The following is a 25,394-nucleotide window of genomic DNA, read 5'->3' on the forward strand; positions in this document are numbered from 1 at the left end:
TGGAGTCAACTCCGGTGTTGCAGTGCAGCGTCAGATCTGGCCGGTGCTGGAGGTCTCATCGCGCTTTTCACGCGGCGGCAGCGGCTGCTCGCCGTGCACCAGGAACCACACGTTCTCGGCAATGTTGGTGGCGTGGTCGCCCACGCGCTCCAGGTTCTTGGCCATGAACAGCAGGTGGGTGCACGGGGTGATGTTGCGCGGGTCTTCCATCATGTAGGTCAGCAGCTCGCGGAACAGCGCGGTGTACTGCGCGTCCAGGCGCGCGTCGTCTTCGCGCAGCGCAAGTGCGGCGTCGGCGTCGTTGTCGCGGTAGGCGGCGATGGCGCGGCGCACCTGCTGCGCGGCAAGGCGGCCCAGCGCGCGCAGGCCCTGGATCTGCGGCAGCGGCGGCACCTTGCCCAGCGCGATCGAGCGCTTGGCCACGTTGGCCGCGTAGTCGCCGATGCGCTCGATGTCCGCCGGGATGCGCAGGCCGGCGAGGATCTCGCGCAGGTCGCGCGCCATCGGCCCACGCAGCGCCAGGCGCATCACGTCGTGGCTGATCTGCTGTTCCAGCGCGTCGATCGCTTCATCATTGGCAATGATGCGATGGGCAGCGTTCTCGTCGCGCTTCTCGATCACGTCCATCGCCGCTTCGAGCTGGGCGACGGCCATCTCGCCCATGCGGACGATTTCGGCCACCAGGCGTTGCTGTTCTTCGTCGTAGCTCTTGACGATGTGGTCGTTGGGAAGATTCATGGTTGTTCCACTCTGTAGAGTCGAGCCATGCTCGACTGCCGTTGTCTGTAGAGTCGAGCCACGCTCGACTGCCGTTTCAGCCGAAGCGACCGGTGATGTAGTCCTCGGTCTGCCGCTGAGACGGCTGCGAGAAGATCACTTCGGTACGGTCGTGCTCGATCAGGTCACCCAGGTACATGAAGGCGGTGTAGTCGGACACGCGCGCGGCCTGCTGCATGTTGTGGGTGACGATGACGATGGTGTACTCGTTCTTCAGCTCTTCGACCAGCTGCTCGATGCGGCTGGTGGAGATCGGGTCCAGCGCCGAGGTCGGCTCGTCCAGCAGCAGCACCGACGGGCGCAGGGCCACGGCACGGGCGATGCACAGGCGCTGCTGCTGGCCGCCAGACAGGCCCAGTGCGCTCTGCTCCAGCTTGTCCTTCACTTCGTCCCACAGCGCGCCCTGGCGCAGCGCCTGCTCGACGCGGTCGGCCATGTCGGCCTTGCTCAGCTTCTCGTGGTGGCGGATGCCGTAGGCCACGTTCTCGAAGATGGTCATCGGGAACGGCACCGGCTTCTGGAACACCATGCCGACCTTGCTGCGCAGGCGGTTCATCGGGTACTTCGGCGACAGGATGTTCTCGCCGTCCAGCAGCACCTCACCGCGCGCTTCCAGCTTCGGGTACAGCGCGTAGATGCGGTTGAAGATGCGCAGCAGGGTCGACTTGCCGCAGCCGGAGGGACCGATCAGCGCGGTCACGCGCTTTTCCGGAATCTCCAGGTTGATGCCCTTCAAGGCATGGAACTTGTCGTAGTAGAAGTCCAGTCCGCGCGCGGCAAGCTTGACCGGAGCCGGCGTGTGCAGGCTCTCGTGCGAGGACGGCACGGCGATGCGCTGCATCGGCACGGCGTTGGAAAGGTCGTTCATGGCGTTATCCACGGAAAGGTCAGTCATGGGAGATACGGTTGCGCAGCAGGATGCCGCGGGCGGCAAGGCTGACCAGCAACACGAAGACGGTGAGCACCAGGGCACCGGCCCAGGCCAGCACCTGCCAGGATTCATACGGGCTGCCGGCGAACTGGTTCATCACCACTGGCACCGAGGCCATCGGCTGGAAGATGTTGTTGTTCCAGTACTGGTTGCCGAAGGCGGTGAACAGCAGCGGCGCGGTCTCGCCGGAGATGCGCGCCAGCGCCAGCAGGATGCCGGTGATGATGCCGGCCGACGCGCTGCGGTACAGCACCTGCACGATCACCTTCCACTGCGGGATGCCCAGCGACAGCGCCGCTTCGCGCATCTGCGAGGGCACCAGGCGCAGCATCTCGTCGGTGGTGCGCACCACCACCGGCAGCACGATGAAGGCCAGCGACAGCGCACCGGCGAAGGCCGAGAAGTTGCCGCCGGTCTGCATCACGTACAGCGTATAGACGAACAGGCCGAGCACGATGGACGGGGCCGACAGCAGGATGTCGTTGACGAAGCGGACCACGGTGCCGGCCTTGCGGGCGTTGCCGTACTCGGCCAGCCAGGTGCCGGCCAGCACGCCCAGCGGGGTGCCGATGCCGATGGCCAGTGCACACATCACCGCACTGCCGAAGAAGGCGTTGGCCAGGCCGCCTTCCTGCATCGGCGGCGGTGTCATCTTGGTGAACAGATCCCAGTTGATGCCGGCCAGGCCCTTGGCGGCCAGGGTGAACAGGATCCAGCCCAGGAAGAACAGGCCGAACAGGGCGGTGGCGCAGGATGCCGCGATGGCAACGACATTGCCGATGCGGCGGCGCAGGTACAGTGAATCAGCGGTAGTGGACATCAGTTGCCCTCCTTGCGGGACAGGCGCATCAGCATCAGGCGGGCGATGGCCAGCACCACGAAGGTGACGATGAACAGGACGAAGCCGAGCAGCAGCAGCGCCGAACGATAGGTTTCAGTGGCTTCGCCGAAGTCGTTGGCGATCAGCGCGGCGATGGTGGTGCCCGGTTCCAGCAGCGACGGCGACAGGCGCACGCTGTTGCCGATCACGAAGGCCACCGCCATCGTCTCGCCCAGGGCGCGGCCGAGGCCGAGGAAGATGCCGCCGATCACCGCCGAGCGGGTGTAGGGCAGCACGATGTCCCAGCTCACTTCCCACTTGGTGGAACCCAGCGCGTAGGCCGATTCCTTCAGGCGGGTCGGCACGGTCAGGAACACTTCGCGCATCACCGAGGAGATGAACGGGATGACCATGATGGCCAGCACGAAACCGGCGGTGAGCATGCCGATGCCCAGCGGCGGGCCCTGGAACATCGGGCCGATGATCGGCCACTCGCCCAGGGTTTCGTTGAGGAACGGGGTGACGTACTCGGTCATCACCGGCACCAGCACGAACAGGCCCCACATGCCGTAGATGATCGAGGGGATGCCGGCCAGCAGTTCGATGGCGGTGCCGACCGGGCCGCGCAGCCAGCGCGGAGCGACTTCGGTGAGGAAGAAGGCGATGCCGAAGCTGACCGGCACGGCGATGACCATCGCGATCAGTGCGGTGACCAGGGTGCCGTAGATCGGAGCGAGGGCGCCGAACTTGTTTTCGACCGGATTCCAGTCGGCCGAGAAGAAGAAGCTCAGGCCCTGCATCTGCAGGGCATGGCGGCCGCCCCACAGCATCGACAGCGCGGCGCAGGCCAGGGCGATCAGGACGAAGATGACGGTGCCGACCAGCACCCATCGGAACAGTTTGTCGTTGCGGGCATCACGCGCATCACGCGTGGACGGGGCGGCTACAGGCTGGGCGATGGCATTCATGGGGACGGCAGGGCCAGGAAGGGGCGGGGCGGTACGGTGTGGAAGCAGCGGTGCCCGCGCGGGGCGGGCACCGTCGTGTCCATCACTTCAGGTCGGTCGCCCAGTAGGCCTCGATCTGCTTGACCAGCTCGGCCGGCAGCGGCACGTAGTGCAGCTCGTTGGCCTGGGCCTGGCCGTTCTCGAAGGCCCACTTGAAGAAGGCCAGGGTGTCCTGGTTGCGCTTGGCGTCCTTCGGCTGCTTCTGCATCAGCATGAAGTTGGTGGCGGTGATCGGCCACGCCTGCTCGCCCGGGGCGTTGGTGATGACCAGATTGAAGTCCTTGGCGCTGGCCCAGTCGGCGCTGGCTGCTGCGGCGGCGAAGGTTTCCGCGCTCGGCGCGACCCAGTTGCCGGCCGCGTTCTGCATGGCGGTGTACGGCATGCCGTTCTGCAGCGCATAGGCCAGTTCGACGTAGCCGATCGAGCCCTTGATCTGCTTCACGTACGAAGCGACGCCTTCATTGCCCTTGCCACCGACGCCGTCCGGCCACTGCACCGAGGTGCCTTCGCCGACCTTGCTCTTCCACTCCGGGCTGACCTTGGACAGGTAGTTGGAGAAGTTGAAGGTGGTGCCCGAACCGTCCGAACGGTGGACCAGGGTGATCTTGCCGTCCGGCAGCTTCACGCCCGGGTTGGCGGCGACGATGGCCGGGTCGTTCCAGGTCTTTACCTTGCCCAGGAAGATGTCGGCCAGCAGGGCGCCGCTCAGGCGCAGTTTGCCGGCTTCCAGGCCTTCGATGTTGACCACTGGTACCACGCCGCCGATGGCGGACGGGAACTGCGCCAGGCCGGCCTGGGCCAGCTCTTCGCTGCTCAGCGGCTTGTCGGAGGAACCGAAATCGACGGTGCCGGCCTTGATCTGGGCGATGCCGCCGCCGGAACCGATCGACTGGTAGTTGATCTTGGCGCCGGTGGTGGCGTTGTAGTCAGCCGACCATTTGGAGACCAGCGGGAAGATGAAGGAGGCGCCCGCGCCGGACACTTCAGCGGTCACCTTGGCACCGGCGGCGGCCGGAGCGGCGGCACCGTCGGCAGCCGGCTGCTGCGCGGCCTGCTTGTCGCCACCGCAGGCCGACAGGCCCAGGGCGATGGCCAGGGAAAGGGCGGCAAGGCCGGCCGAGTGCAGTTTCATGGTCACTCCATAGCGGGGTAGAGCCGACGTGGTCGGCGGATGCGGCTATGAAATGATGTTTTTGTTACAGCCGTATTACGACCATGACAGAGGTGCCCTGGATCACGTTCTGACAGGGGTTTCACGGGGTTGGGCCCCATCCCGCAGAGCCCGGGATGCCCCGGATCTGCGCACCGATATGACGGCCAGCGCGCTGGGTAGAGTCGAGCCATGCTCGACTGCTCGCTGTCCTCGGTAGGTGCGGACCGTTGGTGCGCACGCTCCAGCACCCAGCCGAGCGTGGGCTCGGCTCTACAGAGGCAGATGCATCCCCAAAAACAAGAAGAGCGCGGGATCTCGAGGATCTCGCGCCCGGTTGGGGCCGGCGGGGGAGAGAGGACCCGCCGGCCCCGTTCCTGCGGGGGAACGCTTACTTCAGGTTCTGCGACCAGTAGGTCTCGATCTGGCGCACCAGGCTGTCCGGCAGCGGCACATAGTCCAGCTGGCGGGCCTGAGCGTCGCCGCTCTTGTAGACCCAGCGGAAGAATTCCTGGGTGGCCTTGCCATTGGCCGCATTCTTCGGCTTCTTGTGCACCAGAATGAAGTTGGTGGCGGTGATCGGCCAGGACTCGGCACCCGGCGCGTTGGTCATCACCAGGTAGAAGTCCTTGGCGCTGGCCCAGTCGGCGCTGGCGGCGGCCGCAGCGAACGAGGCGTCGCTCGGCTGCACGAACTTGCCGGCGGCGTTCTTCATCGCGGTGTACGACAGCTTGTTCTGCAGCGCGTAGGACAGTTCGACGTAGCCGATACCACCCTTGATCTGCTTCACGTAGGCGGCAACGCCTTCGTTGCCCTTGCCGCCGATGCCGGCCGGCCACTGGACCGACGTGCCTTCACCGACCGAGCTCTTCCACTCCGGGCTGACCTTGGACAGGTAGTTGACGAAGTTGAAGGTGGTGCCCGAGCCGTCCGAACGGTGCACGACGGTGATTTTGGCGCTCGGCAGGGTCACGCCCGGGTTCAGCGCGGCGATGGCCGGGTCGTTCCAGGTCTTGATCTTGCCCAGGAAGATGTTGGCCAGCACGGTGCCGTCCAGCTTCAGTGCGCCCGGGGCGATGCCGGCCACGTTGACCACCGGCACCACGCCGCCGATCACCGACGGGAACTGGGCCAGGCCCGAGGCGGCCAGTTCTTCCGGCTTCAGCGGGGCGTCGGAGGAGCCGAAATCAACGGTCTTGGCCTTGATCTGCGCAATACCGCCGCCCGAGCCGATCGACTGGTAGTTGACCTTGTTGCTGGTGGCGGCGTTGTAGTCGGCCGACCACTTGGACATCACCGGATAGATGAACGAGGCGCCCGCGCCGGTGATTTCGGCGGCGTTGGCGGCGAACACGGACGACGCTGCGAAGACGGCAACGGCAACGCGCGACTTGAAGGCGTGGATCACGGGGTGGCTCCTGGGTTGATTGGGATGCGGGGTTACCCGCCCGGCGCACATTCCATAACGATTCGATGACAGCGCAGGGACCGTTGTATGACGCAACCGTTACAGCGCTGGCCGCTGCGGTTGCGACGCAGTCCGTGAAGGTTTCGCGCGCGCTCCCAGGCTGCGGGGAAGCGCACCACCACCCTCTACCTATATGTCGTCAACGGAGCATCTGGACCGACGCATGCGCATCCCGGGAATGCGCATCCGGCAGCGATGCCAGCGCCACGAACGTGGCCGCACGGCGCCGCGCTGCAGGTTGAGGGCGATACATCACGCCCTGTACCGCAAGGCCTCGACACAAGCCACGACCGAATTGCGTCGTCCGCATGACCGCACGAAGAAACCTGTGTTTGGTGCGCAGTTTGTCATTCGACTGTCATGGTTTTAACGGAACGTTCGCAAAACGCTTGACCGGCCTGCCGGCGTGGCGTTCTGCCCAAGCCATTCCAACCCTCTGGAGAGATCCAAAATGCGTTCCCATTTGCTCGCCGCCGCGGTCGTTGCAAGCCTCGGTCTGGTTTCCGCCGACGCCTTCGCAGCCCCTGCCAGCTCGGGCGTTTCCCAGGCACAGCTGCAGCAGCTGCAGGCACAGATCGCCGCGCTGCAGGCCCAGGTCCAGCAGTTGCAGAACGATTCGCAGGCGCTGCAGGCGCAGTCCGACGCGCAGTCCGAAGTGAACATCACCCAGGCCCAGGCCCTGGAAACGGCGCAGAAGACCCAGACCAGCGTCGACAAGCTGGCCAAGCTGGTCAATGACAACAAGATCGGCGGTCGCATGTTCTTCGACCTGACCAACATCGACAAGACCAGTAACGGCAAGGACACCGCCGCCAGCGGCACCGGTCTGGACGTCAAGCGCTTCTACCTGACCGTCGACCACAAGTTCAACGATATCTGGTCGGCCAACCTGACCACCGACTTCCAGTACAGCTCGGCCATCGGCAACACCGAACTGTTCGTCAAGAAGGCCTACGTGCAGGGCAGCTTCGACCCGGCCTTCAACCTGCGCGTCGGTGCCGCCGACATGCCGTGGATTCCGTACGTCGAGAAGTTCTACGGCATGCGTTATGTCGAGAACACCCTGACCGACCGCCTGAAGTACGGCAACTCGTCCGACTGGGGCCTGCATGGCTTCGGCAACCTGGGCAACAACTTCAACTACGCCGTCTCGGTGGTGTCCGGCGCCGGCTACAAGAACCCGACCCGCAGCAAGGGCATGGACGTGGAAGGCCGCGTGGCCTACACCCCGAACGAGAACTTCGTGGTCGCCGTCGGTGGCTACAGCGGCAAGCTGGGCAAGGAAACCGACATCCAGAGCGCCGAGAACACCTACACCCGCGCCAACGCGATGGTGGCCTACGCCGACAGCGACTTCCGTGTCGGTGGTGAGTACTTCCAGGCCAAGAACCTCAACAACGTGACGACCGTTGCCACCGACAAGTCCAGCGGCTGGTCGGTGTGGGGCAGCGTGCGCGTGACCGACGGCGGCATCAACGTGTTCGGTCGCTACGATGACACCGACGTCAGCAAGACCCTGGACCCGACCCTGAGTGACAAGTACTGGAACGTCGGTGTCGAGTTCCCGGTCATGAAGAACCTCAAGCTGTCGACCGTGTACAAGTACACGCACCTGGCCAACGCCAGCGACAAGAAGAACGACAAGACCAAGGAATTCGGCGTCTGGGGCGACCTGTCGTTCTGATGACCTGAAGCACCCTTGCTGGAAATGACGACGGCGGGCCTTGTGCCCGCCGTCTTCGTCTGGTTACAACAGAGACTGCGTCATGCCTCGGCCGTGGTCTTTTCCTTGAACCGGCACAGGTCGGCGATCACGCAGCCCGGGCAATCCGGCTTGCGCGCCTTGCACACATAGCGTCCGTGCAGGATCAGCCAGTGATGCGCGTCGAGCAGGAACTCGGCCGGAATCACCTTCACCAGCTTGTCTTCCACTTCGCGCACGTTCTTGCCCGGCGCCAGTCCGGTGCGGTTGGCCACGCGGAAGATATGCGTATCCACCGCCATCACCGGTTCGCCGAACGCGGTGTTGAGCACCACGTTGGCGGTCTTGCGGCCGACGCCGGGCAGCGCTTCCAGCGCATCGCGATCGCGCGGCACTTCACCCCCATGCTTTTCCAGCAGGATCGCGCAGGTGGCGATCACGTTCTTCGCCTTGGCGTTGAACAGGCCGATGGTGGCGATGTACTGCTTCAGGCCATCCTCGCCCAGCGCGAGGATCTTTGCCGGCGTGTTGGCCACCGGGAACAGGCGACGGGTGGCCTTGTTGACGCCGACGTCGGTAGCCTGCGCCGATAGCGCCACCGCCACCAGCAGTTCGAACGGCGAGCTGTATTCCAGTTCGGTCTTCGGGTGCGGGTTGAGTTCGCGCAGGCGGGTGAACATCTCCACCACGTCGGCGCGCGGCATCGCGCCGGCACGGCGCGCCGGAGCGCGCAGGGTCTTTTTCGCGGTGGCCATTACTGCTCCTTGCCGCTGGCGCGGGCCTTGGCCCGGGCGAGGATGGCGGCCGCCGCAGCGGGCAGGGCGGGCTTCACATCCGGCGCCGGGGCCGGCGTGCGGCGTGCGTCGCGCTCGGCCTCGCGTCGTGCCAGGCGCACCGCACGGGCGCGGTAACGCTCGCGCGCGGCCCAGGCCGTATGCAGCTGCTGCTGGGCCTGCTGCAGGCGCTGCGGAAGCTTGGGGTGGTCGGGCAGCAACTTTTCGTCACCGGCACGGGCCTCATAGTCCATCAGCCCGGCCTGCAGGGCGCCATCGAGATCGTCTGCCTGGACCCGGGCGAACAGCTGCGCGGGGTTGGGTCGGGATGCCATGGCGTCAGCGGTTCTGGAAGGCCGGCGGGCGGCGCTGCAGGAAGGCGCTGGTGCCTTCGCGCATGTCCTCGGTGGCGAACAGCAAGCCGAACTGCGCGCTCTCGTATTCCAGGCCGGCCTCCAGGCTGCATTCGCCGCCCACGTGCACCGCATCGAGCAGGCCACGCAGGGCCAGCGGTGCCGAGCGCGCCAGCTGGCGGGCGACATCCTGGACGCGATCGTCCAGCGCGTCGGCCGGCACCACTTCGTTGACGATGCCCAGTTCCAGCGCACGCGCGGCGGTGATCGGCGCACCCAGCAGGCACAGCTCCAGAGTGGCGGCGCGACCGCACAGGCGCAGCAGGCGCTGGCTGCCGCCGAAGCCGGGAATCAGGCCAAGGTTGATCTCCGGTTGGCCGACCTTGGCGGTATCGGCGGCAATGCGCAGGTGGCAGGCCATCGCCAGCTCCAGGCCGCCGCCCAGCGCAAAACCGTTCACGCGGGCGATCACCGGCTTGGGCATGCGTTCAATCTGGCGCATCAGGGCCTGGCCCAGCAGCGAGAAATCACGTCCCTGAACCGCGCTGAGTATGTTCATCTCCGTGATGTCGGCTCCGGCCACGAAGGCCTTCGGGCCGGCACCGGTCAACACCACCACGCGCACGTCCGGCTCGGCGGCGGCCGCGCTGAACGCCTCGGCCAGGGCCTGCAGCGTCGCGGCGTTGACGGCGTTGAGCTTGTCCGGGCGCTGGACGGTCACGGTGCGGATTGCGCCGTCGTCGGCGACGGCGATCAGGGCATCGGCCACGGGGAAACTCCTGGAACGTTAAAAAAAAGTGATATTGAACTCTGCAAACGCAGACGGGTCATAGCCTGCATCGTGAGTAGCGGTTACACGTTGCGCCCGTTATCCTAACCCGTCGCCTCAGGGCGGCGCAGAACGTCCCTGAGTTACCACCCCTGGAGAACTGTTTGATGAAGTTGCGTTCTATCGCGGTCGCCGTCGCGGCCCTGGCCCTGACGGGCAATGCCTTCGCCCAGGACGTTTCGTCCGAAAAGGGCAAGCTGAGCTACTACTTCGGTTACGACTACGGCAACAACCTGGCGGAGCTGACCGGTCGCGGTGAGCAGCTGGACATCAACTCGGTGGTGAAGGGTCTGCAGGACGCCTACGCCAAGAAGCAGCCGGCGATCACCGCCGAGCAGCTGAAGCCGGCCGTTGAAGCGTTCCAGAAGCGCGAGCAGGGCCGTGCCCAGGCCGCCAAGGCCGAGTACGAAAAGGCTGCTGCCGAAAACAAGACCAAGAGCGATCAGTTCATCGCGGCGAACAAGGCCAAGGCCGGCGTGCAGTCGCTGCCGAGCGGCGTGCAGTACCGCGTGATCGAAGCCGGCAAGGGTGCCAAGCCGACCCAGGCGAGCACCGTGCAGCTGGAAGTGGCCGGTCCGTTCCCGTACGGCCAGCGCCCGACCGAAGCCCGCCCGGCCCAGCAGATCCCGTCGATCAAGGTCAGCGAAGTCGAAATGAAGGCCATGCGCGAGACCCTGCTGCAGATGCCGGCAGGCTCGAAGTGGGAAGTCACCCTGCCGCCGGACCAGGCCTACGGTGCCGACCCGCGCACCCCGTTCCCGCCGAACGTGGCTGTGCAGTTCGAGATCAAGCTGGTCAGCGTCAAGTAAATCGAAGCAGTAAACCCAACGCGCCGGTGATCTCACCGGCGCGTTTTTGTTTGCGCAAATCCCGCCCATTCGCGCTACTGTTGCCAGGTGCAAACAATGGAAGAATCGGCGCGTGTTGTCGCAAGTCCCTGCATCGGAGTGTGCACGCTGGATCCGCACCGGCAGTGCACCGGCTGCGGGCGGAACCTTGATGAGATCGCGCGGTGGTCGTCAATGAGCAATGACGAACGCAGCCGCATCCTGCATCGCGTGCAACCGTTGCGCGCGCAGCTTCAGCAGTCGCTGCACGGCTCGCTGGCCGACCATGAACGATTGATGCGCGCGCTGCATCCATTGGCCGTTCCCCCGGCGGGCGATGGCTGGAACCGCAGCGAGCTGATCGATCTGTTGCCGCCGGGGCCCCCGGTGGAAGCGGCGGTGCTGGCCGGTATCGTGCCGCGCGCCAACGGCGCCCAGGTGATCCTCACCCGCCGTACCGAAACGCTGCGCACGCATGGTGGCCAGGTCGGCTTCCCCGGTGGCCGCACCGAACCTGACGACCGCGACGCGCTGGCGGCCGCACTGCGCGAAAGCCAGGAAGAAATCGCACTGGCGCCAGGCCAGGTGCAGGCACTGGGGTATCTGGATCCCTTCGTGACGATTACCGGCTACCGGGTCACCCCGGTGGTGGCGGTGGTCGATCCGGACTTCGTGCCGGTACCCCAGCCCAGCGAAGTGGCCGAGGTGTTCGAGGTACCGCTGGACTACCTGATGGCTGCCGACAATCTGCGCCAGGTCGAAATCAACCATCGCGGCCGCATCCGCCACGTCCTTGAATACAGCTGGCCGGGCCAGCGCATCTGGGGGGCGACCGCGGCCATTCTCTACAACCTGCGTCGCCGCCTGGAGCAAGTGCAATGAAGCCGATCGATCCGCCGTGGACCACCCTGGTCGATGTCGCTACCCTGGCCGCTGCAGTGGGCGAGGGCGTGCGCGTGGTCGATGCACGCGCTACCGCCAGCACCGCCGTGCGCGTGGTCGATGCGCGGGCCTCGCTGGCCGATCCGCAGGCAGGTGGTGGCCAGTATCTGGCAGGGCATGTGCCGGGTGCGGTGCATGCCGATCTCAATCGTGACCTGTCCGATCTGTCGCGCGTCGGCCATGGTCGCCATCCACTGCCGGACAGCGATGCCTTTGCCGCAAAGCTGGGGCAGTGGGGCATCGGCCCCGACACCCAGGTGGTGGTCTATGACGGCAGCGACGGCAGCATGGCCGCCTCGCGCCTGTGGTGGCTGTTGCGACTGATCGGTCACCGCCGGGTGGCCGTACTCGACGGCGGCATCGCCGCCTGGCAGGCGGCCGGCCATCCGCTGGCGACCGGCCAGCAAACGGTGACAGCGCTGCCCGCCTATCCAGGCCGTTTCGACACCGCACAGATCGCAAATGCCGATGAAATCAGCGCACGCCTGAAGCACGCACCGGGTTGGCTGGTCGATGCGCGCGCCGGCGAGCGTTTCCGTGGCGAGGTGGAGCCGCTGGACCCGGTGGCCGGCCACGTGCCGGGGGCGGTCAACCGCCCGTTCGCCTTGAACGTGCTCGACGGCCGCCTGCGCGATGCACAGGAACTGCGCGCCGAACTGCAGGGCGTGATCGGCAATCGCGATCCAGAGCAGGTGGTGCTGATGTGCGGCTCCGGAGTGACCGCCTGCCATCTGTTGCTGGCGATGGAAAGTGCGGGCCTGAGCGGCGCGCGCATCTATGCCGATTCCTGGAGCGGCTGGGTCAGCGACAGCAGCCGCCCGGTTGCCACCGGTGCCTGAGCGATCCGAGCAAAAAGCAGTCGAGCATGGCTCGACTCTACAAAGGCACCCTTCGATCGATTCGACCCCGTGCCGACCAACGGTCGGCACCCACCAACAGCAGCGGGAAACTATCGAAGGCGGGGTGGGTCCGGTTGTGAGGGTGTCCGCGGCATGGATGCCGTGGCCAAGCCCACATGGGCGGGTTCACGGCGTCCCTCGCAACCGGACCCACCCCGCCATCCCACGCAATGCCAGCGTTTGACATTGACGTTGCCTCTGCGGGTGCAGGGCGCAGCCCTGCCGCTTACCCAACAGGCTGCAACGGCACCTTCGCCAGCACCCGCGCCCACGGGAACATCGGCCCCGGGTCACGCTTGCGGGCCACCGTCAGCGCCGGATCATCACTGGCCGGCACCTGCTCCCGGTCCAGCTGGTCGTGCCCGGCAATCCGTCGCAGCGACGGGTAGCGTGCCACCAGCGCCAGCAGCAGCCGCTCCAGCGCGTCCAGCTGCGCCTCGGTGTAGGGCTCATCCATCGCCTGATGGCGGCTGTCGAACCAGTCCGGGTAGCGCCCGCTATTGACCAGTTCGATGCCCAGCGTATGCGCGTTCATGCCGCGGACGTGGTGGGCGACCCGCTCCGGCGCCACGTACTGCACCACGCGGCCATCGCGGTCGATATAGAAGTGGCCACTGTTGCCGGCGCCGCTCTCGTACAGCACGCGCTCGCCGTACTCGCGGGCCATGGCCAGGTCGGGCAGCTCGGTGCAGTGGATCACCACCAACTCCAGCGTGGCCGGGTCGCGCAGCGGCAGGCGGTCGTGGTAGGGCAGGGGCTGCAGCTGCAGGCCGGGCAGGAGCGGGTTGGGCATCCGACGATGCTAGCATTGCGGCATGAACCTGCCTTCCCTTTCCTCGTCGGTGCGCGCGCACGGAGCCTGTGCATGAGCCGCGGCCACTGCATCCTCTCCCACGGCTTCGAGAGTGGCCCGGAAGCGACCAAGGTCACCGCGCTGGCCGCGGTTGCGCAGCGCCTGGGCTGGACCCATGAGCGCCCCGACTATACCGACCTGGACGCGATGAGCGAGGTGAGCCGTGTGGGCGACGTGCCCACGCGCCTGCAGCGCCTGGTGGAACGTGCGGCTTTGGCCGCCCAACAGGGTCCGGTGGTGCTGGCCGGTTCCAGCCTGGGCGCCTACATCTCCGCCATCGCCTCGCTGCAGGTGCCGGTGGCCGGCCTGTTCCTGATGGTGCCGCCGACCACCATGGGTCCGATGCCGGCGCTGGATGCTGCTGCGGTGCCGACCACGGTGGTGCAGGCCTGGCATGACGACGTGGTCCCGGCCGCCGGGGTCATCGCTTGGGCGCAGGCGCGCGCGGCGCAGCTGCTGCTGGTTGACGATGGGCACCGCCTGGAGCGCCACGTGGAGGCCTCCGCACAGGCCTTCGAGCGCCTGCTGCGGCAACTGTGAAGCCCGGGCGCACGGCGCGCCCGCCCGCTTTGACTACAATGGCAGCCCCGCCGCCCCTGGCGTGGGCCTGCCGGCCGTGCTTGCGGCCCTCCTTTCCGACCGGCCCGGCCCCTGTGCCGCGCCCGACCACCTGCGAACCGATCCCGTGAAATTCTTCGTCTCCTGCGCCAAGGGCCTGGAATACCTGCTTGCCGATGAACTGTCGGCCCTGGGCCTTGGCAAGGCCACTGCCACCATTGCCGGCGTCAACGCCGAGGGCGAACTGGAGCAGGCGCTGCGGATCGTGATGTGGTCGCGCCTGGCCAGCCGCGTGCTGTGGCCGATCGACGAGTTCGACTGCCCGGACGAGCAGGCCCTGTATGACGGCGTGCGCGCGCTGCCGTGGCATGAGCACATCAAGCCGGAGATGACCCTGGCGGTGGACGCGCACGTGTCCGGCGACAAGATCACCCATGCGCGCTTCGCCGCACAACGGATCAAGGACGCCATCGTCGACCGCATGCGCGATGAGGGCCTGGAACGCCCCTCGGTCAACACCGACCTGCCGGACGTGCGCGTGAACCTGTCGCTGCGCAAGGGCCGTGCTTCGCTGTCGATCGATCTCGGCGGTGGCCCGTTGCACCGTCGTGGCTGGCGTGGTGCCGCCCACGAGGCGCCGCTGAAGGAAAACCTGGCTGCCGCGCTGCTGCTGCGCGCGCAGTGGCCGCGCCTGCACGCCGCCGGCGGTGGCCTGCTGGACCCGATGTGCGGCAGCGGCACGCTGCTGATCGAAGGCGCGCTGATGGCCGCTGACGTGGCTCCCGGCCTGATGCGCCATGGCAGCTTGCCGCCGAGCCGCTGGCTGGGCTTCGACAAGGCCGCCTGGAAGGCGATCCAGAGCGAAGCGCGCGATCGCGAGGCCGCGGGCCTGGCCGCGCTGAAGCCGGTTATCCATGGCAGCGACATCGACCCGACCGCGATCCAGGCCGCGCGCGAGAATGCGGAAGTGGCGGGCGTCGCCCACGCGATCCGCTTCACCCGTGCCGACGTGGCCGACCTGGCTGCGCCTGAACAGGAGATCGGCGCGGTGGTCTGCAACCCGCCATACGACGAACGCCTGGCCGCCGATCCGGCGCTGTACCGCGCACTGGGCAATGCCCTGCAGAAGGCGGTGCCGCAGTGGCGTGCCAGCCTGCTGTGCGGCAATGATGAACTTGCTTTCGCCACCGGCCTGCGCGCCGGCAAGAAGTACCAGATGTTCAACGGTGCACTGGAGTGCGCGCTGATCGTCTGCGATCCGATCGCTGTGCCGGGCCGCGATCCGGCGCAACCGCGTGAGCTGAGCGAAGGCGCGCAGATGGTGGCCAACCGCCTGCGCAAGAACCTGAAGAAGTTCAAGAGCTGGCGCGCGCGCGCGGACATCACCTGCTTCCGCGCCTATGACGCCGACCTGCCGGAGTATGCGGCCGCCATCGACGTCTACGAGGAGGACGGCGGCAAGCGCCGTACCTTCCTGCATGTGCAGGAATACGCGGCACCGGCGGCGATTCCGGAGAACGACGTGCGCCGTCGCCGCAACGAACTGCTGGCCGCCGCGCGTGAAGTGTTCGGCGTGCCGCCGGAACAGGTCTCGATGAAGTCGCGCGAGCGCGGCAAGGGCGGCAGCAAGTACGGACGCTTCGAGCAGCGCGATGAGTTCATCGTGGTGCGCGAGAACAACGCGCTGCTGCAGGTGAACCTGTTTGACTATCTGGACACCGGCCTGTTCCTCGACCATCGCCCGCTGCGCCGGATGATGGCCGAGCAGGTGCGTGGCAAGCGCTTCCTCAACCTGTTCTGCTACACCGGCGTGGCCAGCGTACAGGCCGCCGTGGCCGGTGCCGCCAGCACCACCAGCGTCGATCTGTCGGCCACCTACCTGCAGTGGTGCTACGACAATCTGGCCTTGAACGGGCAGGGCGGCAACCAGCACCTGCTGGTGCAGGCCGATGCGATGGCCTGGCTGGAAGCGGACCGTGGCCAGTACGACGTGATCTTCTGCGATCCGCCGACCTTCTCCAATTCCGCGCGCGCCGACGACTTCGACGTGCAGCGCGAGCAGCTGAAGCTGCTGCGTGCGGCCGTTGCGCGCCTGGCACCGGGCGGCGTGTTGTACTTCTCCAACAACTTCCGCCGCTTCAAGCTGGAGGAGAACGCCATCGCCGAATTCGCCCAGTGCCGCGAGATCACCGCGCGCACCATCGGCCCGGACTTTGAGCGCAACGCGCGTATCCACCGCGCGTGGGAGCTGAAGCGGTTGGGGTGATTCCAGCCGAAACGGAATGCCGGCCAGCGGCCGGCACTACCCATGTGCGCGCAGAACGGTGGCGCCGGGCCATGCCCGGCGAGCGTGGGCCCGGTAGATCCATGCCCTGCGAGGACGGCTCTACAGCACCAGCAAGCGCCCCGGCGCGTGGGCCAGCGGCCAATGTCCCCGTTCGTACAGCGCAAGCACGGGTTCCCAGTGCGCCGGCAGGCCGAGGTGCGTTTCCAGCAGGCGTTGCCGGAAGGCGAACATCGCTCCATCGCGCGCCACCAGGTGCAGGTCATGCGCACCGCAGCGCAGTGCCGGCAGATCCAGTGCCGAAAGCGCGCGCATCAACCTCCGGTTGAGTTCGCGTCGGGCGTCGGCCAGCTCGGGCGGGCGGGGCAGGGCGCCGTGAAACGGATCCGAATCGCCCAGTGTTGTGGGCATCCATTCGAAACCACCGGTATCGATGGTCCGCAGTGCTTCGGCCAGCGATCGAACGGCGACGACGCCGGCCGTTGCGGGCAGTGTTTCACCCAACCGGGAAAAGAAGCCGATTCCAGCCGTCCGTTGCATCACGCTATCCATGCAGCCATTGTAGACCCACGCCATGCGTGGATGACGCAGACCCCGTCCTGCGGCTACAGCAACCCCACCACCAGCCCGACCATCGGCAACGCGATCGCCAGCGGGGCGATCCACTTCGGCCGGTACGGGTACAGACCGAACGACAGTGCCACGCCGCCCACGGTCATCGCGCCCAGCCACAGCACCGGGCCCATTGCCCAGCCGTGGTCTGCGACGCACAGCGCGAAGGCCACTGCCAGCAACGCCCAGCCCAGCACCCGCCATTGCGTGCGCCGTGCCGGTGCGGCAGCGGCCTTGCCATGCAGGTCGTGCTGGTGCTTTTCCATCGCCAGCGACAATGCGGTGAACGCGGAGAACGACAGCGTCAGTGCCAGCAGCATCATGCGCTGGCCTCCGCTCCGGTCGTTTCTGCAGCGTTCACCGATGCCTTCGGTGCAGCCGCAGCGGCAGCGCGCTTCTTCTTCTCGGCCGCACTCAGCGGCGGCGTCCAGCGCTGCATGCGCCAGCCGCACATCGCCAGCATCGCGCCGAATGCAATCATCGACAGGTCGACGCCAGCCAGCACCCAGTCGCCGTTGGGCAGGGTGACGCCGAGGTGCGCGTGTGTAGTCAGCGCGTTGACCACCGGCACCAGCGCGAACGCCGCTGCACCGAGGTACAACTGCCACGCCCACATCATCCGCTTGGGCCAGATGAAGGCGGCCAGCAACGCCGCGCCCCAGGCGTAGAAGAACACGTTGGCCTCGGCACTGGAACGCTCGGCGATGTCCAGCGGCAGCAGGCGGTTGCCCCAGAAATAGGCCGCGAAGGCGATCGGAAGGCCGGCCACGGTGCCGATGTTCAGCGCATCGACCAGGCGCAGGCCGAAGCCGGTGCGCCCGCTCTTGGCATGCTTCGGCCGTTCCTTCACCGCCCACAGCACCACGCCACTGGCTACCATCAAACAGCCGACCAGGCCGGACAGGAAGAACAACGCGCGCAGGCCCCAGTCGGCGAAGCGGGCCAGGTGCAGGCCGTACAGCACGCCCCGAGTGGCGGTGGCGCCACCGGACGGCGGCGTTTCTTCCAGCAGCGCGCCGCTGACCATGTTGTAGCGCACGGCCGGGGTGTCGGTGGACAGGCGCTTGCCGTCGCGCTGGCGGATGTCGATCACCGCATTGGCCGCGCCCGGGTTGGACACAGTGAACCCGGCCACTTCCACGCCCTGCCAATGCGCGCGTGCGCTGTCCAGCAGCTGTGCGATCGGCAGCGGGTTGGCGCGTCCTTCGGCCGGCGCGGTCACTTCCGGCATGCCACCGAAGGCCTCGAAGAAGAACTTGTCCTCATCCTGCGGGTAGGCCACCTTCACGCCCCACGGCAGGTACATGATCATCAGGGTGACGATGCCGGTGTAGGTGATCATCGCGTGGTACGGCAGCGCCATCACCGCGCTGACGTTGTGGAAATCCAGCCAGGAGCGCAGGCCCTTGTCCTTGCGGAAGGTGAAGAAGTCCTTGAAGATCTTCTTGTGGGTGATGACGCCGGTGATGATCGCCACCAGCATGAACATCGCGCAGAAGCCAACCAGGTAGCGCGCCCACAGCACCGGGATGTAGTGCAGGTCGAAGTGCAGCCGGTAGAAGAAGTCGCCTCCGCGGGTCTCGCGCGCCTTCAATGCCTGGCCGGTGTTCGGGTCCAGCGTGGCATCGCCGAAGCCACCGCGGCGGCCACGGCTGGGGTCGGCCAGCTCCGGCGGCAGCCGCCAGAACATCTGCATGGCCGGGTTGCGCGGCTGCGGCAGGGTGACGAACCAGTTCTCGGCCTGGCTGGCATTGACCTGCAGGTAGTCCACCGCGCGCTGCGCGGCGACATCGATGCTGACCTTGTTGGCCGGCAGCTCCGGACGCATCCAGCGGCTGATTTCCTCGCGGTAGTAGCTGGCGGTGCCGGCCATGAAGATCAGCAGCAGCAACCAACCGACCAGCAGCCCGGTCCAGGTGTGCAGCCAGGCCATCGACTGGCGGAATCCGTTCTTCATGCCCAGGCTCCCATCAGGCGTGCGATGCCGGCCATCAGCAGGGCCGGGGCGAGGATGCCGACCCAGGCGCGCAGCGCGCTGCGGGTGGCAAACGCCCACAGTGCGGCGCAGGCGGCAACCAGGATCGCCAGCAGCATGCCGGTCAGCACGGTCTGGCCGCGCGCGCCGGGCAACGCCACCGCGCAGAACACGCTGGTCATCGAGGCCAGCGCATAGCCGCCGAAGATCGCGGCCAGCGAACGTGACAGCACGCCCCAGCGCGGGTTGGAGAAGAAGGGGCGGGGGCTGGCGGTTGCGGGCGAGCGGTCCACGGCGATCCTGCAGGTTTCAAGGGAAGAAGGCCGGCGCACCGAAGCGCGCCGGGGTTGGCCATCCGTGGCCGGGTGCCGGTCGCAGAACCGGCGCCATCCATCGGGGTCAGAGCTTCCAGCGCAGCGTCACGGTGACATTGCGTGGTTCGCCCCAGTACACGCCGTTGTAGAAACCGACATTGTTGAAGTACTTCTTGTCCAGCAGGTTGTTGATGTTCAGCTGGGCGCTGAAGTTTTCATTGAAGCGGTAGCCGCCGGCGAGGTTGACCAGATGGAACGCGTCCTGGGTGATCCTGGCCTTGCTGCGGTCGGGCTTGGTGCTGGTGTTCCAGATGCGGCTCTGCCACGTCACGCCACCACCCAGCCAGAAGCGGCCGTCGATACCGCCGGGGCGCCAGCTGGTGTTGAGCCGGAAGGTGTCCTGCGGGGCGGTGGTCCGCTGCAGCACGCCGTCCTTGTTGCGGATGACGGTGTGGGCGAAGCCGGCCGAGATGTTCCACTGCTCGCCGATGCTGCCCTGGGTTTCGATCTCCCAGCCCTTGACCTTGTTGCCCTTGCCGGTGGAGCGGTAGGCCTGGCTGCCATCGGGCAGCGAGTTCACCGGCACCGAATCATCGATCTCGGCGACGTTGTCCTGCTTGCCCTCGAACACGGCGGCCGAGGCATTGAGCAGGCCGCCGAAGAACTCGGCCTTGACGCCGGCTTCGTGCATGCTGCCGACCACCGGCTCGAGATAGTTGCCGTTGCGGTCGCGGTAGTTCTGCGGCTTGAAGATGTCGGTATAGCTGACATAGCCGCTGAAAATGGAGTTGAAGTCGTAGATCAGGCCGGCATACGGGGTGAGCATGTCGTCCGGCCTGTAGCCGGTGCGGGTGGTGCGGTTGCGGTTGCCGTTGGCATCGTAGCCATAGGCCCAGCTGCGGGTTTCCCAGCTGCCATAGCGCGCGCCGACCACGGCCAGCAACGGATCGGCCAGGCGCAGGCGTGCGGCGGCATAGGCTGCGCGCTGGCGCAGTTCATTCTGCGACGACAGGCGGCCGAGGCGGGTGACGGGCAGCACCGGCACCTCGCCGGTCCAATGGCGCCAGTCCGGCACCACGGCATAGGCATCGTCATAGTCGAAATCCATGCCTTCCGATTCGCCCTTGCGCACCGCCTGGCCGAGCCCGAACACCAGTTCGTGCTCGCGGCCGAACAGCTGGAACGGGCCACCAACGTTGACATCGAACACGTCCATCGTGCTGTGTTCGTTGAAGTGCGAGATGTAGGCGGTGACGCCGCTGCCATCGGCGCGCGGGTTGCCGGCCGCGCCGTACCAGACGCTGCCATCGGTATCGCGCACGGCGTGGCTGAGGTTGCCCTTCACCGACCAGCCGTTGCCCAACTGCTGCTCCAGGCGCGCGAAGCTGGTCTTTTCCACGATCGGCCAGGCGCTCCACGAGGCCGACAGATTGGTCGAGCGTGGCAGGTTTGCCGGCGCGCCATCGGCGCCCCAGTACGGCACCACGCCCCAGGTCACGCCGGTGGTGCGCGGCGACTGGTACTCGTAGCCCACCTCGAACAGCGTGCTGTCGCTCAGGTCGGCCTGCACGATGCCGTAGAACACGTCCTTGTCCAGCGCATAGACATCACGGAACGAATCGCTCTGCTGCTTGGCCGCGACCAAGCGCGCACGGATGCGTCCGTCCCAGGCGACCGGGCCACCCAAGTCGGCTTCCAGGCGGCGGTTGTTCCAGCGGCCCACGGTGAGGTTGGCGCCCATCTGGAAGGTATCGGTGGGGCGCTTGCGGATCATGCTGATGGTGCCGGACGGATCGCCGGCGCCGGTGGTCAGGCCGGTGGCACCACGGATCACTTCGATACGCTCGTAGATCACGTTGTCGGTGTTGGTCTTGACCGAGCCACCGAAGGTGTTGAGCATGCCATCGATCTGGAAGTTCTCGATGGTGTAGCCGCGCGAGACATAGTTGATGCGCTCGCTGTCGGTGACCGACACGCTGACCCCGGTCACCTGGCCCATCACGTCCGACAGCGAGAACAGACCCATGTCGTCCAGGCGCTGGCGGGTGATCACCGTCACCGATTGCGGGGTTTCGCGCAGCGACAAGTCCAGCTTGGTCGCACTGCGCGCGCCCTTGACCGTATAGCTGTTGGGAATCTCGCCGTCGGCGGTCACCTTCACCGTATCGAGCGTGCGCGCGGAAGGATCGGCGGTGCCGTCGGCGTGGGCCAGCGGAGCGATCATCAGTGCGGTCACGGCCAGTGCCAGCAGAGTAGGACGGGGGGAGTTGAGCGGCGTTGCCATCGGTGCGGTTCCATGCAGAGCGAAACAGGCGATGGAATGCGCAGACGCAGCGGCCGTGCGCTTCGCGCACGTCGCCCAGCGAGTCCCATCGACGGGGCGCCACCCGCGCAGTGCGGGCGACCCGGTAGTCGGGGGATGTACACGGGCGAAGGGGCGGGTGGGTGCGTGCTTCCGTGCCCCGCTTGGCTAAGCGTACAACCGATCAGCAAATGATAGGCATTCGCATTTCGTTAATCAAGCGTGAGGGGGCACTCGTCGGCGCAGGGCGCATTTCAGAAGCGGAAGAGCACAGTCGCGGCGTGCAGCAGCAGGCCGATCAGACCGCCGACCAGGGTGCCGTTGAAGCGGATGAACTGCAGGTCGCGGCCCACGCTCAGTTCCAGCTGCTCGACCAGGTGCCGCTCGTCCCAGCCCTTCACGGTCTGCGCGATATGCGTGGTCACGCCCTCGCGCAGGCGTCCGGTCAGGCGTTGCGCACCTTCCAGCAGATGCTGGTTCAGCGCCTCGCGCAGGGCCGGGTCGGCCTGCAGGCTGGCACCGAGCGAACCCAGGCTGCGCTGCAGGTAGCCAACCAGTGCCGAATCCTCGCGCTGCAGGTCCGCGCGCAGGCTGGCGTGGATGCGCGCCCACAGGCCCTGCACGTACTCCTGCAGCGCGGGGTGGTCGATCATTTCCTGCTTGAGCTGCTCGATGCGCTCGGCCAGCGCCGGGTCTTCGCGCAGGCGCTGCACGTAGTTCTGCAGCCAGGTCTCGTAGTCCTGGCGCAGCGGGTGCTGCGGCTCGGCCAGCACCTGCTGCAGCTCTTCGAGCACCGCACGCGCCAGGCGTTCGGCCAAGCTGTCGCCGATCTCGTCGATCGGCTTGACCCAGTTCACCGTGCTCGACAGCGTCGGCCATTCGCGCTGGATGTAGCGCACGATCAGCTGCGAGGCGCGCTCCTTCACTTCCGGCTGCTCCAGCCAGCGCCCCAGTCGTTGCAGGCCTTCGTCCAGCACGCGCTGGTGGCGTCCATCGGCGGTCAGCAGGGCCAGCAGTTCGCCGGCGGTGGCGGCGGCATTCCACTGCCGCAGCTGCTGTACCACGAAGGCATGCAGCTGCCGGCGTACGGCCGTCTCATCGAAGAAATCCAGCGCCTGCAATGCCCAGCCGCGGGCCATGTCGGCCAGCATCCGCGAGCGCGCCGGGTCGGCCAGCCAGCTACCGAGGCGGCTGGCCGGATCGAACACCTGCAGCTTGGCCAGCAGCACACCCGGCTCCAGGAACTGGTCGCGCACGAACAGCGCCAGGCTGTCGCCGATGCGCTCCTTGCTGCGTGGGATGATCGCGGTGTGCGGAATCGGCAGGCCCATCGGCCGCCGGAACAGGGCAACGACAGCGAACCAGTCGGCCAGCGCACCGACCGCCGCGGCCTCGCAGAAGGCCGAGACCCAGGCCCAGATGCCGCGCTCGCCCTGCCAGTGGCTGACCGCGAAACCGGCCAGCATCAACAGCAGCAGGCCCAGCGCGAGGGCTTTCAGGCGCCGCAGCTGGGCGCGGCGCGGATCATTGGCAAGCGTCATGCCGGAAGTCTACCTGCCAGTAGTGCCGGCCGCTGGCCGGCAACAACAACGCACCGGGAACGTTCATGGGGTTGCCGGCCAGCGGCCGGCACTACCCAAAGGTTCAGAGCGCTTCGAGCTGCTTGCGCAGCGCGGCCAGCTGCGCACGCAGGGTATCGTTCTCGCGGGTCAGGGCGACCACGCGGCGGCGCAGCGCCGGTGCGTCCTCACCCAGCTGCTCCAGCGCCGACAGCACTTCGGCATCGCGGCTGGCGATCTCGGCCTCGTCCGCTTCCTCGAAGTCCATCTCGGCCGGTTCAGGCTTCGGTGCGCGCGGCTTGCGCTTGGACTCGCGCACGCGCTTGGCGGCCTGTTTCAGCTCGTCCTTGCCGCCGGCAGCGGCGGCGCGTTGCTCGTCTTCCGGCAGATCGGCCACGGCGGCAGCAGCGCTGATCGAGATCACACCGGCCTTGACCGCTTCCACCACTTCGGCCGCAGCCTGGGCATGAATGCGTTCGATCATGCCGACCTGGCTGGTGCTCAGCTTGGCTTCGCGGGCCAGCTCGGCGCGGCTGATCTTGGGTGCCGGTTCCCACGGCGGGCTGTCTTCGCCGCCCTCGTCGATGATGTCGGCAGTGCCGTCGCTTTCGCGCTGCAGCTGGGCCTGCTCGACCTGCTTGCGGGCGGCCAGGATGTCGCGCTTGCGCAACGCCAGCACGCCACGCTGGAAATCGGAGACGCTGCGCCGGCCCAGGTGCTGCTCGATCATCCACAGGTGCACGTCTTCCATGCTCTGGAAGCGGGTGTTCTGCACGGTGTTGAACGGCAGGCCGTGCTTGCGGCAGATACCGAAGCGGTTGTGGCCATCGACCAGCACGTCGCCCCATAGCACCAGCGCATCGCGGCAGCCTTCAGCCAGGATGCTGCGCTCCAGCGCGTCATGTTCGTCCGCGGTCAGCGGGTCGATATAGGCCTTGAGTTCTTCTTTGACGACGATATCCATGGGCGCGGCAACGAGCAGGAGCGGAACCGCCCATTGTACCTGCTCGCCAGCGCCGGTCCGGGCTCAGGCGGTGGCCCGGATCATCTCGCCCAGGGTGCCGGTGATCTGGTCGATCTGCGCCTTGTCCACGATCAGCGGCGGCGACAACGCGATGATGTCGCCGGTACAGCGCACCAGCAGCCGGCCGTCGTGGAAGCAGCGCCGGAACACCTCGTAGCCGCGGCTGCCGGGCATGTCCCGGCGTGGCGCCAGCTCGACCGCCCCGACCAGCCCGAAGTTGCGGATGTCGATCACATTGGGCAGGCCCTGCAACGCATGCAGCGATTCCTGCCAGTATTCGCCCAGTTCGATGGCACGTTCGAACAGGCGCTCCTCGGCGTAGACCTCCAGTGTGGCCAGGGCCGCCGCGCAGGCCAGCGGGTGGCCCGAATAGGTGTAGCCGTGGAACAGTTCGATGGCCTGTGGCGGTGCCTGCATCAAGGTGGCATGCACGGCGTCGCTGACCAGCACGCCGCCCAGTGGCACCGCGCCGTTGCTGACGGCCTTGGCGAAGGTCAGCAGGTCCGGCGTGACCCCGAAACGCTGCGCGGCGAAGGGCATGCCGACCCGGCCGAAGCCGGTGATGACCTCGTCGAATACCAGCAGGATGCCGTGGTGGTCGCACAGCTCACGCAGGCGCTGCAGGTAACCCGGCGCGGGCAGGATCACCCCGGCCGACCCTGCGATGGGCTCGACGAACACGGCCGCAATCGTCGAGGCATCGTGCAGGGCGATCAGCCGTTCCAGGTCATCGGCCAGTTCAGCGCCCTGGCGCGGCAGGCCTTTGCTGAACGCATTGCGCTGCAGGTCCAGGGTGTGCCGCAGGTAATCAACGCCGCCCAGCTGCAGGCCGAAGGCCCTGCGGTTGTTGGGCAGCCCGCCCAGCGCCATGCCACCGAAACCCACGCCGTGGTAGGCCTTCTCGCGGCTGATGAAGCGTGTGCGCTGGCCCTCGCCGCGCTGGCGGTGGTAGGCCAGCACCGTCTTCATCGCGGTATCCACCGCTTCGGAGCCGGAGCTGGTGAAAAACACATGGTTCAGCGGCGTCGGCGCCAGTGCGGCCAACCGCTGCGCCAGCGCGAACGCCGGTGGCGAGCCCATCTGGAACGCAGGCGAGTAGTCCAGCGTACGCGCCTGTTCGACGATGGCGTTGACGATCCGTGGGCGCGCATGGCCGGCATTGCAGCACCACAGGCCGGCCGTGCCATCGAGGATCCGGTGGCCGTCCACATCCTCGTAGTGCATGCCCTCGGCCCGCACCAGCAGGCGCGGCGCGGCCTTGTACTGGCGGTTGGCGGTGAACGGCATCCAGTACGCCTCCAGTGACTCGGGGCGCTGGGTGGCGAGGTCGTGCAGGTCGCTTTCAGGGCGCTTCATGCCGGCTCCATCGGGTCCGATAGGGTGAATGTAGCGCAGCCGCGTCACGGCGGAGTCGCGGCCACGCCGGTATAACCGG

General features: G+C 67.0%; 24 protein-coding genes. 6 read left to right on the forward strand and 18 right to left on the reverse strand.

From position 1 onward, the window contains the following. Positions 1-30: 30 nt before the first annotated feature. The 6 genes from phoU to pstS (AC5YGJ_RS19750) form a co-directional block, all read right to left on the reverse strand. Positions 31-738 carry a phosphate signaling complex protein PhoU gene (gene phoU, locus AC5YGJ_RS19725; RefSeq protein ID WP_006428132.1) on the reverse strand — a complete coding sequence of 236 codons (708 nt, stop codon included), beginning with the start codon at positions 736-738 and terminating at the stop codon, positions 31-33. Positions 739-814: 76 nt separating this feature from the next. Further along, entirely contained in the window at positions 815-1,645 is an 831-nt protein-coding gene (gene pstB / locus AC5YGJ_RS19730) for a phosphate ABC transporter ATP-binding protein PstB (RefSeq protein ID WP_496187502.1), read from the reverse strand. Positions 1,646-1,664: 19 nt separating this feature from the next. Then, entirely contained in the window at positions 1,665-2,528 is an 864-nt protein-coding gene (gene pstA, locus AC5YGJ_RS19735) for a phosphate ABC transporter permease PstA (RefSeq protein ID WP_409461158.1), read from the reverse strand. Further along, on the reverse strand, positions 2,528-3,496 hold the full coding sequence (pstC, locus tag AC5YGJ_RS19740) for a phosphate ABC transporter permease subunit PstC (protein WP_008267250.1): 969 nt from the start codon (positions 3,494-3,496) through the stop codon (positions 2,528-2,530). The genes pstA and pstC overlap by 1 nt, the downstream gene beginning before the upstream one ends. An 82-nt stretch (positions 3,497-3,578) precedes the next feature. Next, the gene (gene pstS / locus AC5YGJ_RS19745) at positions 3,579-4,667 is read right to left on the reverse strand and encodes a phosphate ABC transporter substrate-binding protein PstS (protein ID WP_107230370.1); all 1,089 of its coding nucleotides are present in this window, start codon (positions 4,665-4,667) and stop codon (positions 3,579-3,581) included. A 409-nt stretch (positions 4,668-5,076) separates the two neighbouring features. Next, on the reverse strand, positions 5,077-6,093 hold the full coding sequence (pstS, locus tag AC5YGJ_RS19750; RefSeq protein ID WP_014036550.1) for a phosphate ABC transporter substrate-binding protein PstS: 1,017 nt from the start codon (positions 6,091-6,093) through the stop codon (positions 5,077-5,079). Positions 6,094-6,604: 511 nt separating this feature from the next. Here pstS (AC5YGJ_RS19750) and AC5YGJ_RS19755 point away from each other — a divergent pair. After that, complete coding sequence (locus tag AC5YGJ_RS19755) at positions 6,605-7,837, forward strand: porin (RefSeq protein WP_249844550.1); 1,233 nt, start codon at positions 6,605-6,607, stop codon at positions 7,835-7,837. Between the two features lie 80 nt (positions 7,838-7,917). Here the strand turns inward: AC5YGJ_RS19755 and nth are convergent, their stop codons facing one another. The 3 genes from nth to AC5YGJ_RS19770 are packed head-to-tail and all read right to left on the reverse strand — an operon-like array spanning position 7,918 to position 9,750. After that, entirely contained in the window at positions 7,918-8,610 is a 693-nt protein-coding gene (gene nth / locus AC5YGJ_RS19760; RefSeq protein WP_309339937.1) for an endonuclease III, read from the reverse strand. After that, positions 8,610-8,963, reverse strand: coding sequence for a hypothetical protein (locus tag AC5YGJ_RS19765; protein ID WP_496187503.1), 354 nt, complete (start codon positions 8,961-8,963; stop codon positions 8,610-8,612). The genes nth and AC5YGJ_RS19765 overlap by 1 nt, the downstream gene beginning before the upstream one ends. A gap of 4 nt (positions 8,964-8,967) precedes the next feature. Further along, positions 8,968-9,750 carry an enoyl-CoA hydratase/isomerase family protein gene (locus AC5YGJ_RS19770; protein WP_496187504.1) on the reverse strand — a complete coding sequence of 261 codons (783 nt, stop codon included), beginning with the start codon at positions 9,748-9,750 and terminating at the stop codon, positions 8,968-8,970. Between the two features lie 167 nt (positions 9,751-9,917). Between AC5YGJ_RS19770 and AC5YGJ_RS19775 the strand changes: the two genes are divergently transcribed. The 3 genes from AC5YGJ_RS19775 (at position 9,918) to AC5YGJ_RS19785 (ending at position 12,418) form a co-directional block, all read left to right on the forward strand. Continuing rightward, complete coding sequence (locus AC5YGJ_RS19775) at positions 9,918-10,619, forward strand: FKBP-type peptidyl-prolyl cis-trans isomerase (protein ID WP_005408797.1); 702 nt, start codon at positions 9,918-9,920, stop codon at positions 10,617-10,619. A gap of 96 nt (positions 10,620-10,715) precedes the next feature. Continuing rightward, positions 10,716-11,519: a CoA pyrophosphatase gene (locus tag AC5YGJ_RS19780; protein WP_496187505.1), complete on the forward strand. Its 804-nt coding sequence runs from the start codon at positions 10,716-10,718 to the stop codon at positions 11,517-11,519. Then, positions 11,516-12,418, forward strand: coding sequence for a sulfurtransferase (locus AC5YGJ_RS19785; protein WP_249844545.1), 903 nt, complete (start codon positions 11,516-11,518; stop codon positions 12,416-12,418). Before AC5YGJ_RS19780 ends, AC5YGJ_RS19785 begins: the two co-directional genes overlap by 4 nt. A gap of 286 nt (positions 12,419-12,704) precedes the next feature. On the opposite strand, the gene AC5YGJ_RS19790 is transcribed toward AC5YGJ_RS19785, so the two are convergent. Then, on the reverse strand, positions 12,705-13,271 hold the full coding sequence (locus tag AC5YGJ_RS19790) for an N-acetylmuramoyl-L-alanine amidase (RefSeq protein ID WP_249844544.1): 567 nt from the start codon (positions 13,269-13,271) through the stop codon (positions 12,705-12,707). 72 nt (positions 13,272-13,343) lie between these two features. Here AC5YGJ_RS19790 and AC5YGJ_RS19795 point away from each other — a divergent pair, with 72 nt between their 5' ends. Both AC5YGJ_RS19795 and rlmKL read left to right on the forward strand, forming a co-directional pair. Continuing rightward, a complete protein-coding gene (locus AC5YGJ_RS19795; RefSeq protein ID WP_249844543.1) occupies positions 13,344-13,871 on the forward strand; it encodes an alpha/beta hydrolase in 528 nt (175 codons plus the stop codon). A gap of 145 nt (positions 13,872-14,016) precedes the next feature. Next, complete coding sequence (gene rlmKL / locus AC5YGJ_RS19800; RefSeq protein ID WP_496187506.1) at positions 14,017-16,155, forward strand: bifunctional 23S rRNA (guanine(2069)-N(7))-methyltransferase RlmK/23S rRNA (guanine(2445)-N(2))-methyltransferase RlmL; 2,139 nt, start codon at positions 14,017-14,019, stop codon at positions 16,153-16,155. A gap of 120 nt (positions 16,156-16,275) precedes the next feature. Here the strand turns inward: rlmKL and AC5YGJ_RS19805 are convergent, their stop codons facing one another. From AC5YGJ_RS19805 to aptA, 8 genes are all read right to left on the reverse strand, one after another. Beyond that, entirely contained in the window at positions 16,276-16,713 is a 438-nt protein-coding gene (locus AC5YGJ_RS19805) for a hypothetical protein (protein ID WP_475285653.1), read from the reverse strand. A 65-nt stretch (positions 16,714-16,778) separates the two neighbouring features. Next, entirely contained in the window at positions 16,779-17,108 is a 330-nt protein-coding gene (locus tag AC5YGJ_RS19810; protein ID WP_496187507.1) for a DUF3325 domain-containing protein, read from the reverse strand. Then, on the reverse strand, positions 17,105-18,742 hold the full coding sequence (locus tag AC5YGJ_RS19815; protein WP_496187508.1) for a PepSY-associated TM helix domain-containing protein: 1,638 nt from the start codon (positions 18,740-18,742) through the stop codon (positions 17,105-17,107). Before AC5YGJ_RS19815 ends, AC5YGJ_RS19810 begins: the two co-directional genes overlap by 4 nt. Then, positions 18,739-19,053, reverse strand: coding sequence for a DUF3649 domain-containing protein (locus AC5YGJ_RS19820; RefSeq protein ID WP_475285656.1), 315 nt, complete (start codon positions 19,051-19,053; stop codon positions 18,739-18,741). Before AC5YGJ_RS19820 ends, AC5YGJ_RS19815 begins: the two co-directional genes overlap by 4 nt. Before the next feature lie 106 nt (positions 19,054-19,159). Next, the gene (locus AC5YGJ_RS19825; RefSeq protein ID WP_496187509.1) at positions 19,160-21,358 is read right to left on the reverse strand and encodes a TonB-dependent siderophore receptor; all 2,199 of its coding nucleotides are present in this window, start codon (positions 21,356-21,358) and stop codon (positions 19,160-19,162) included. A 272-nt stretch (positions 21,359-21,630) separates the two neighbouring features. After that, positions 21,631-22,917: a DUF445 domain-containing protein gene (locus AC5YGJ_RS19830; protein WP_496187510.1), complete on the reverse strand. Its 1,287-nt coding sequence runs from the start codon at positions 22,915-22,917 to the stop codon at positions 21,631-21,633. Between the two features lie 103 nt (positions 22,918-23,020). Next, positions 23,021-23,899 (reverse strand): ParB N-terminal domain-containing protein, encoded by an 879-nt coding sequence (locus AC5YGJ_RS19835; protein ID WP_496187511.1) that lies wholly within the window; start codon positions 23,897-23,899, stop codon positions 23,021-23,023. Between the two features lie 63 nt (positions 23,900-23,962). Continuing rightward, entirely contained in the window at positions 23,963-25,315 is a 1,353-nt protein-coding gene (aptA, locus tag AC5YGJ_RS19840) for an omega-aminotransferase AptA (protein ID WP_496187512.1), read from the reverse strand. Between the last annotated feature and the right edge of the window lie 79 nt (positions 25,316-25,394).

Source organism: Stenotrophomonas sp. CS3K5 (genome assembly GCF_059515225.1).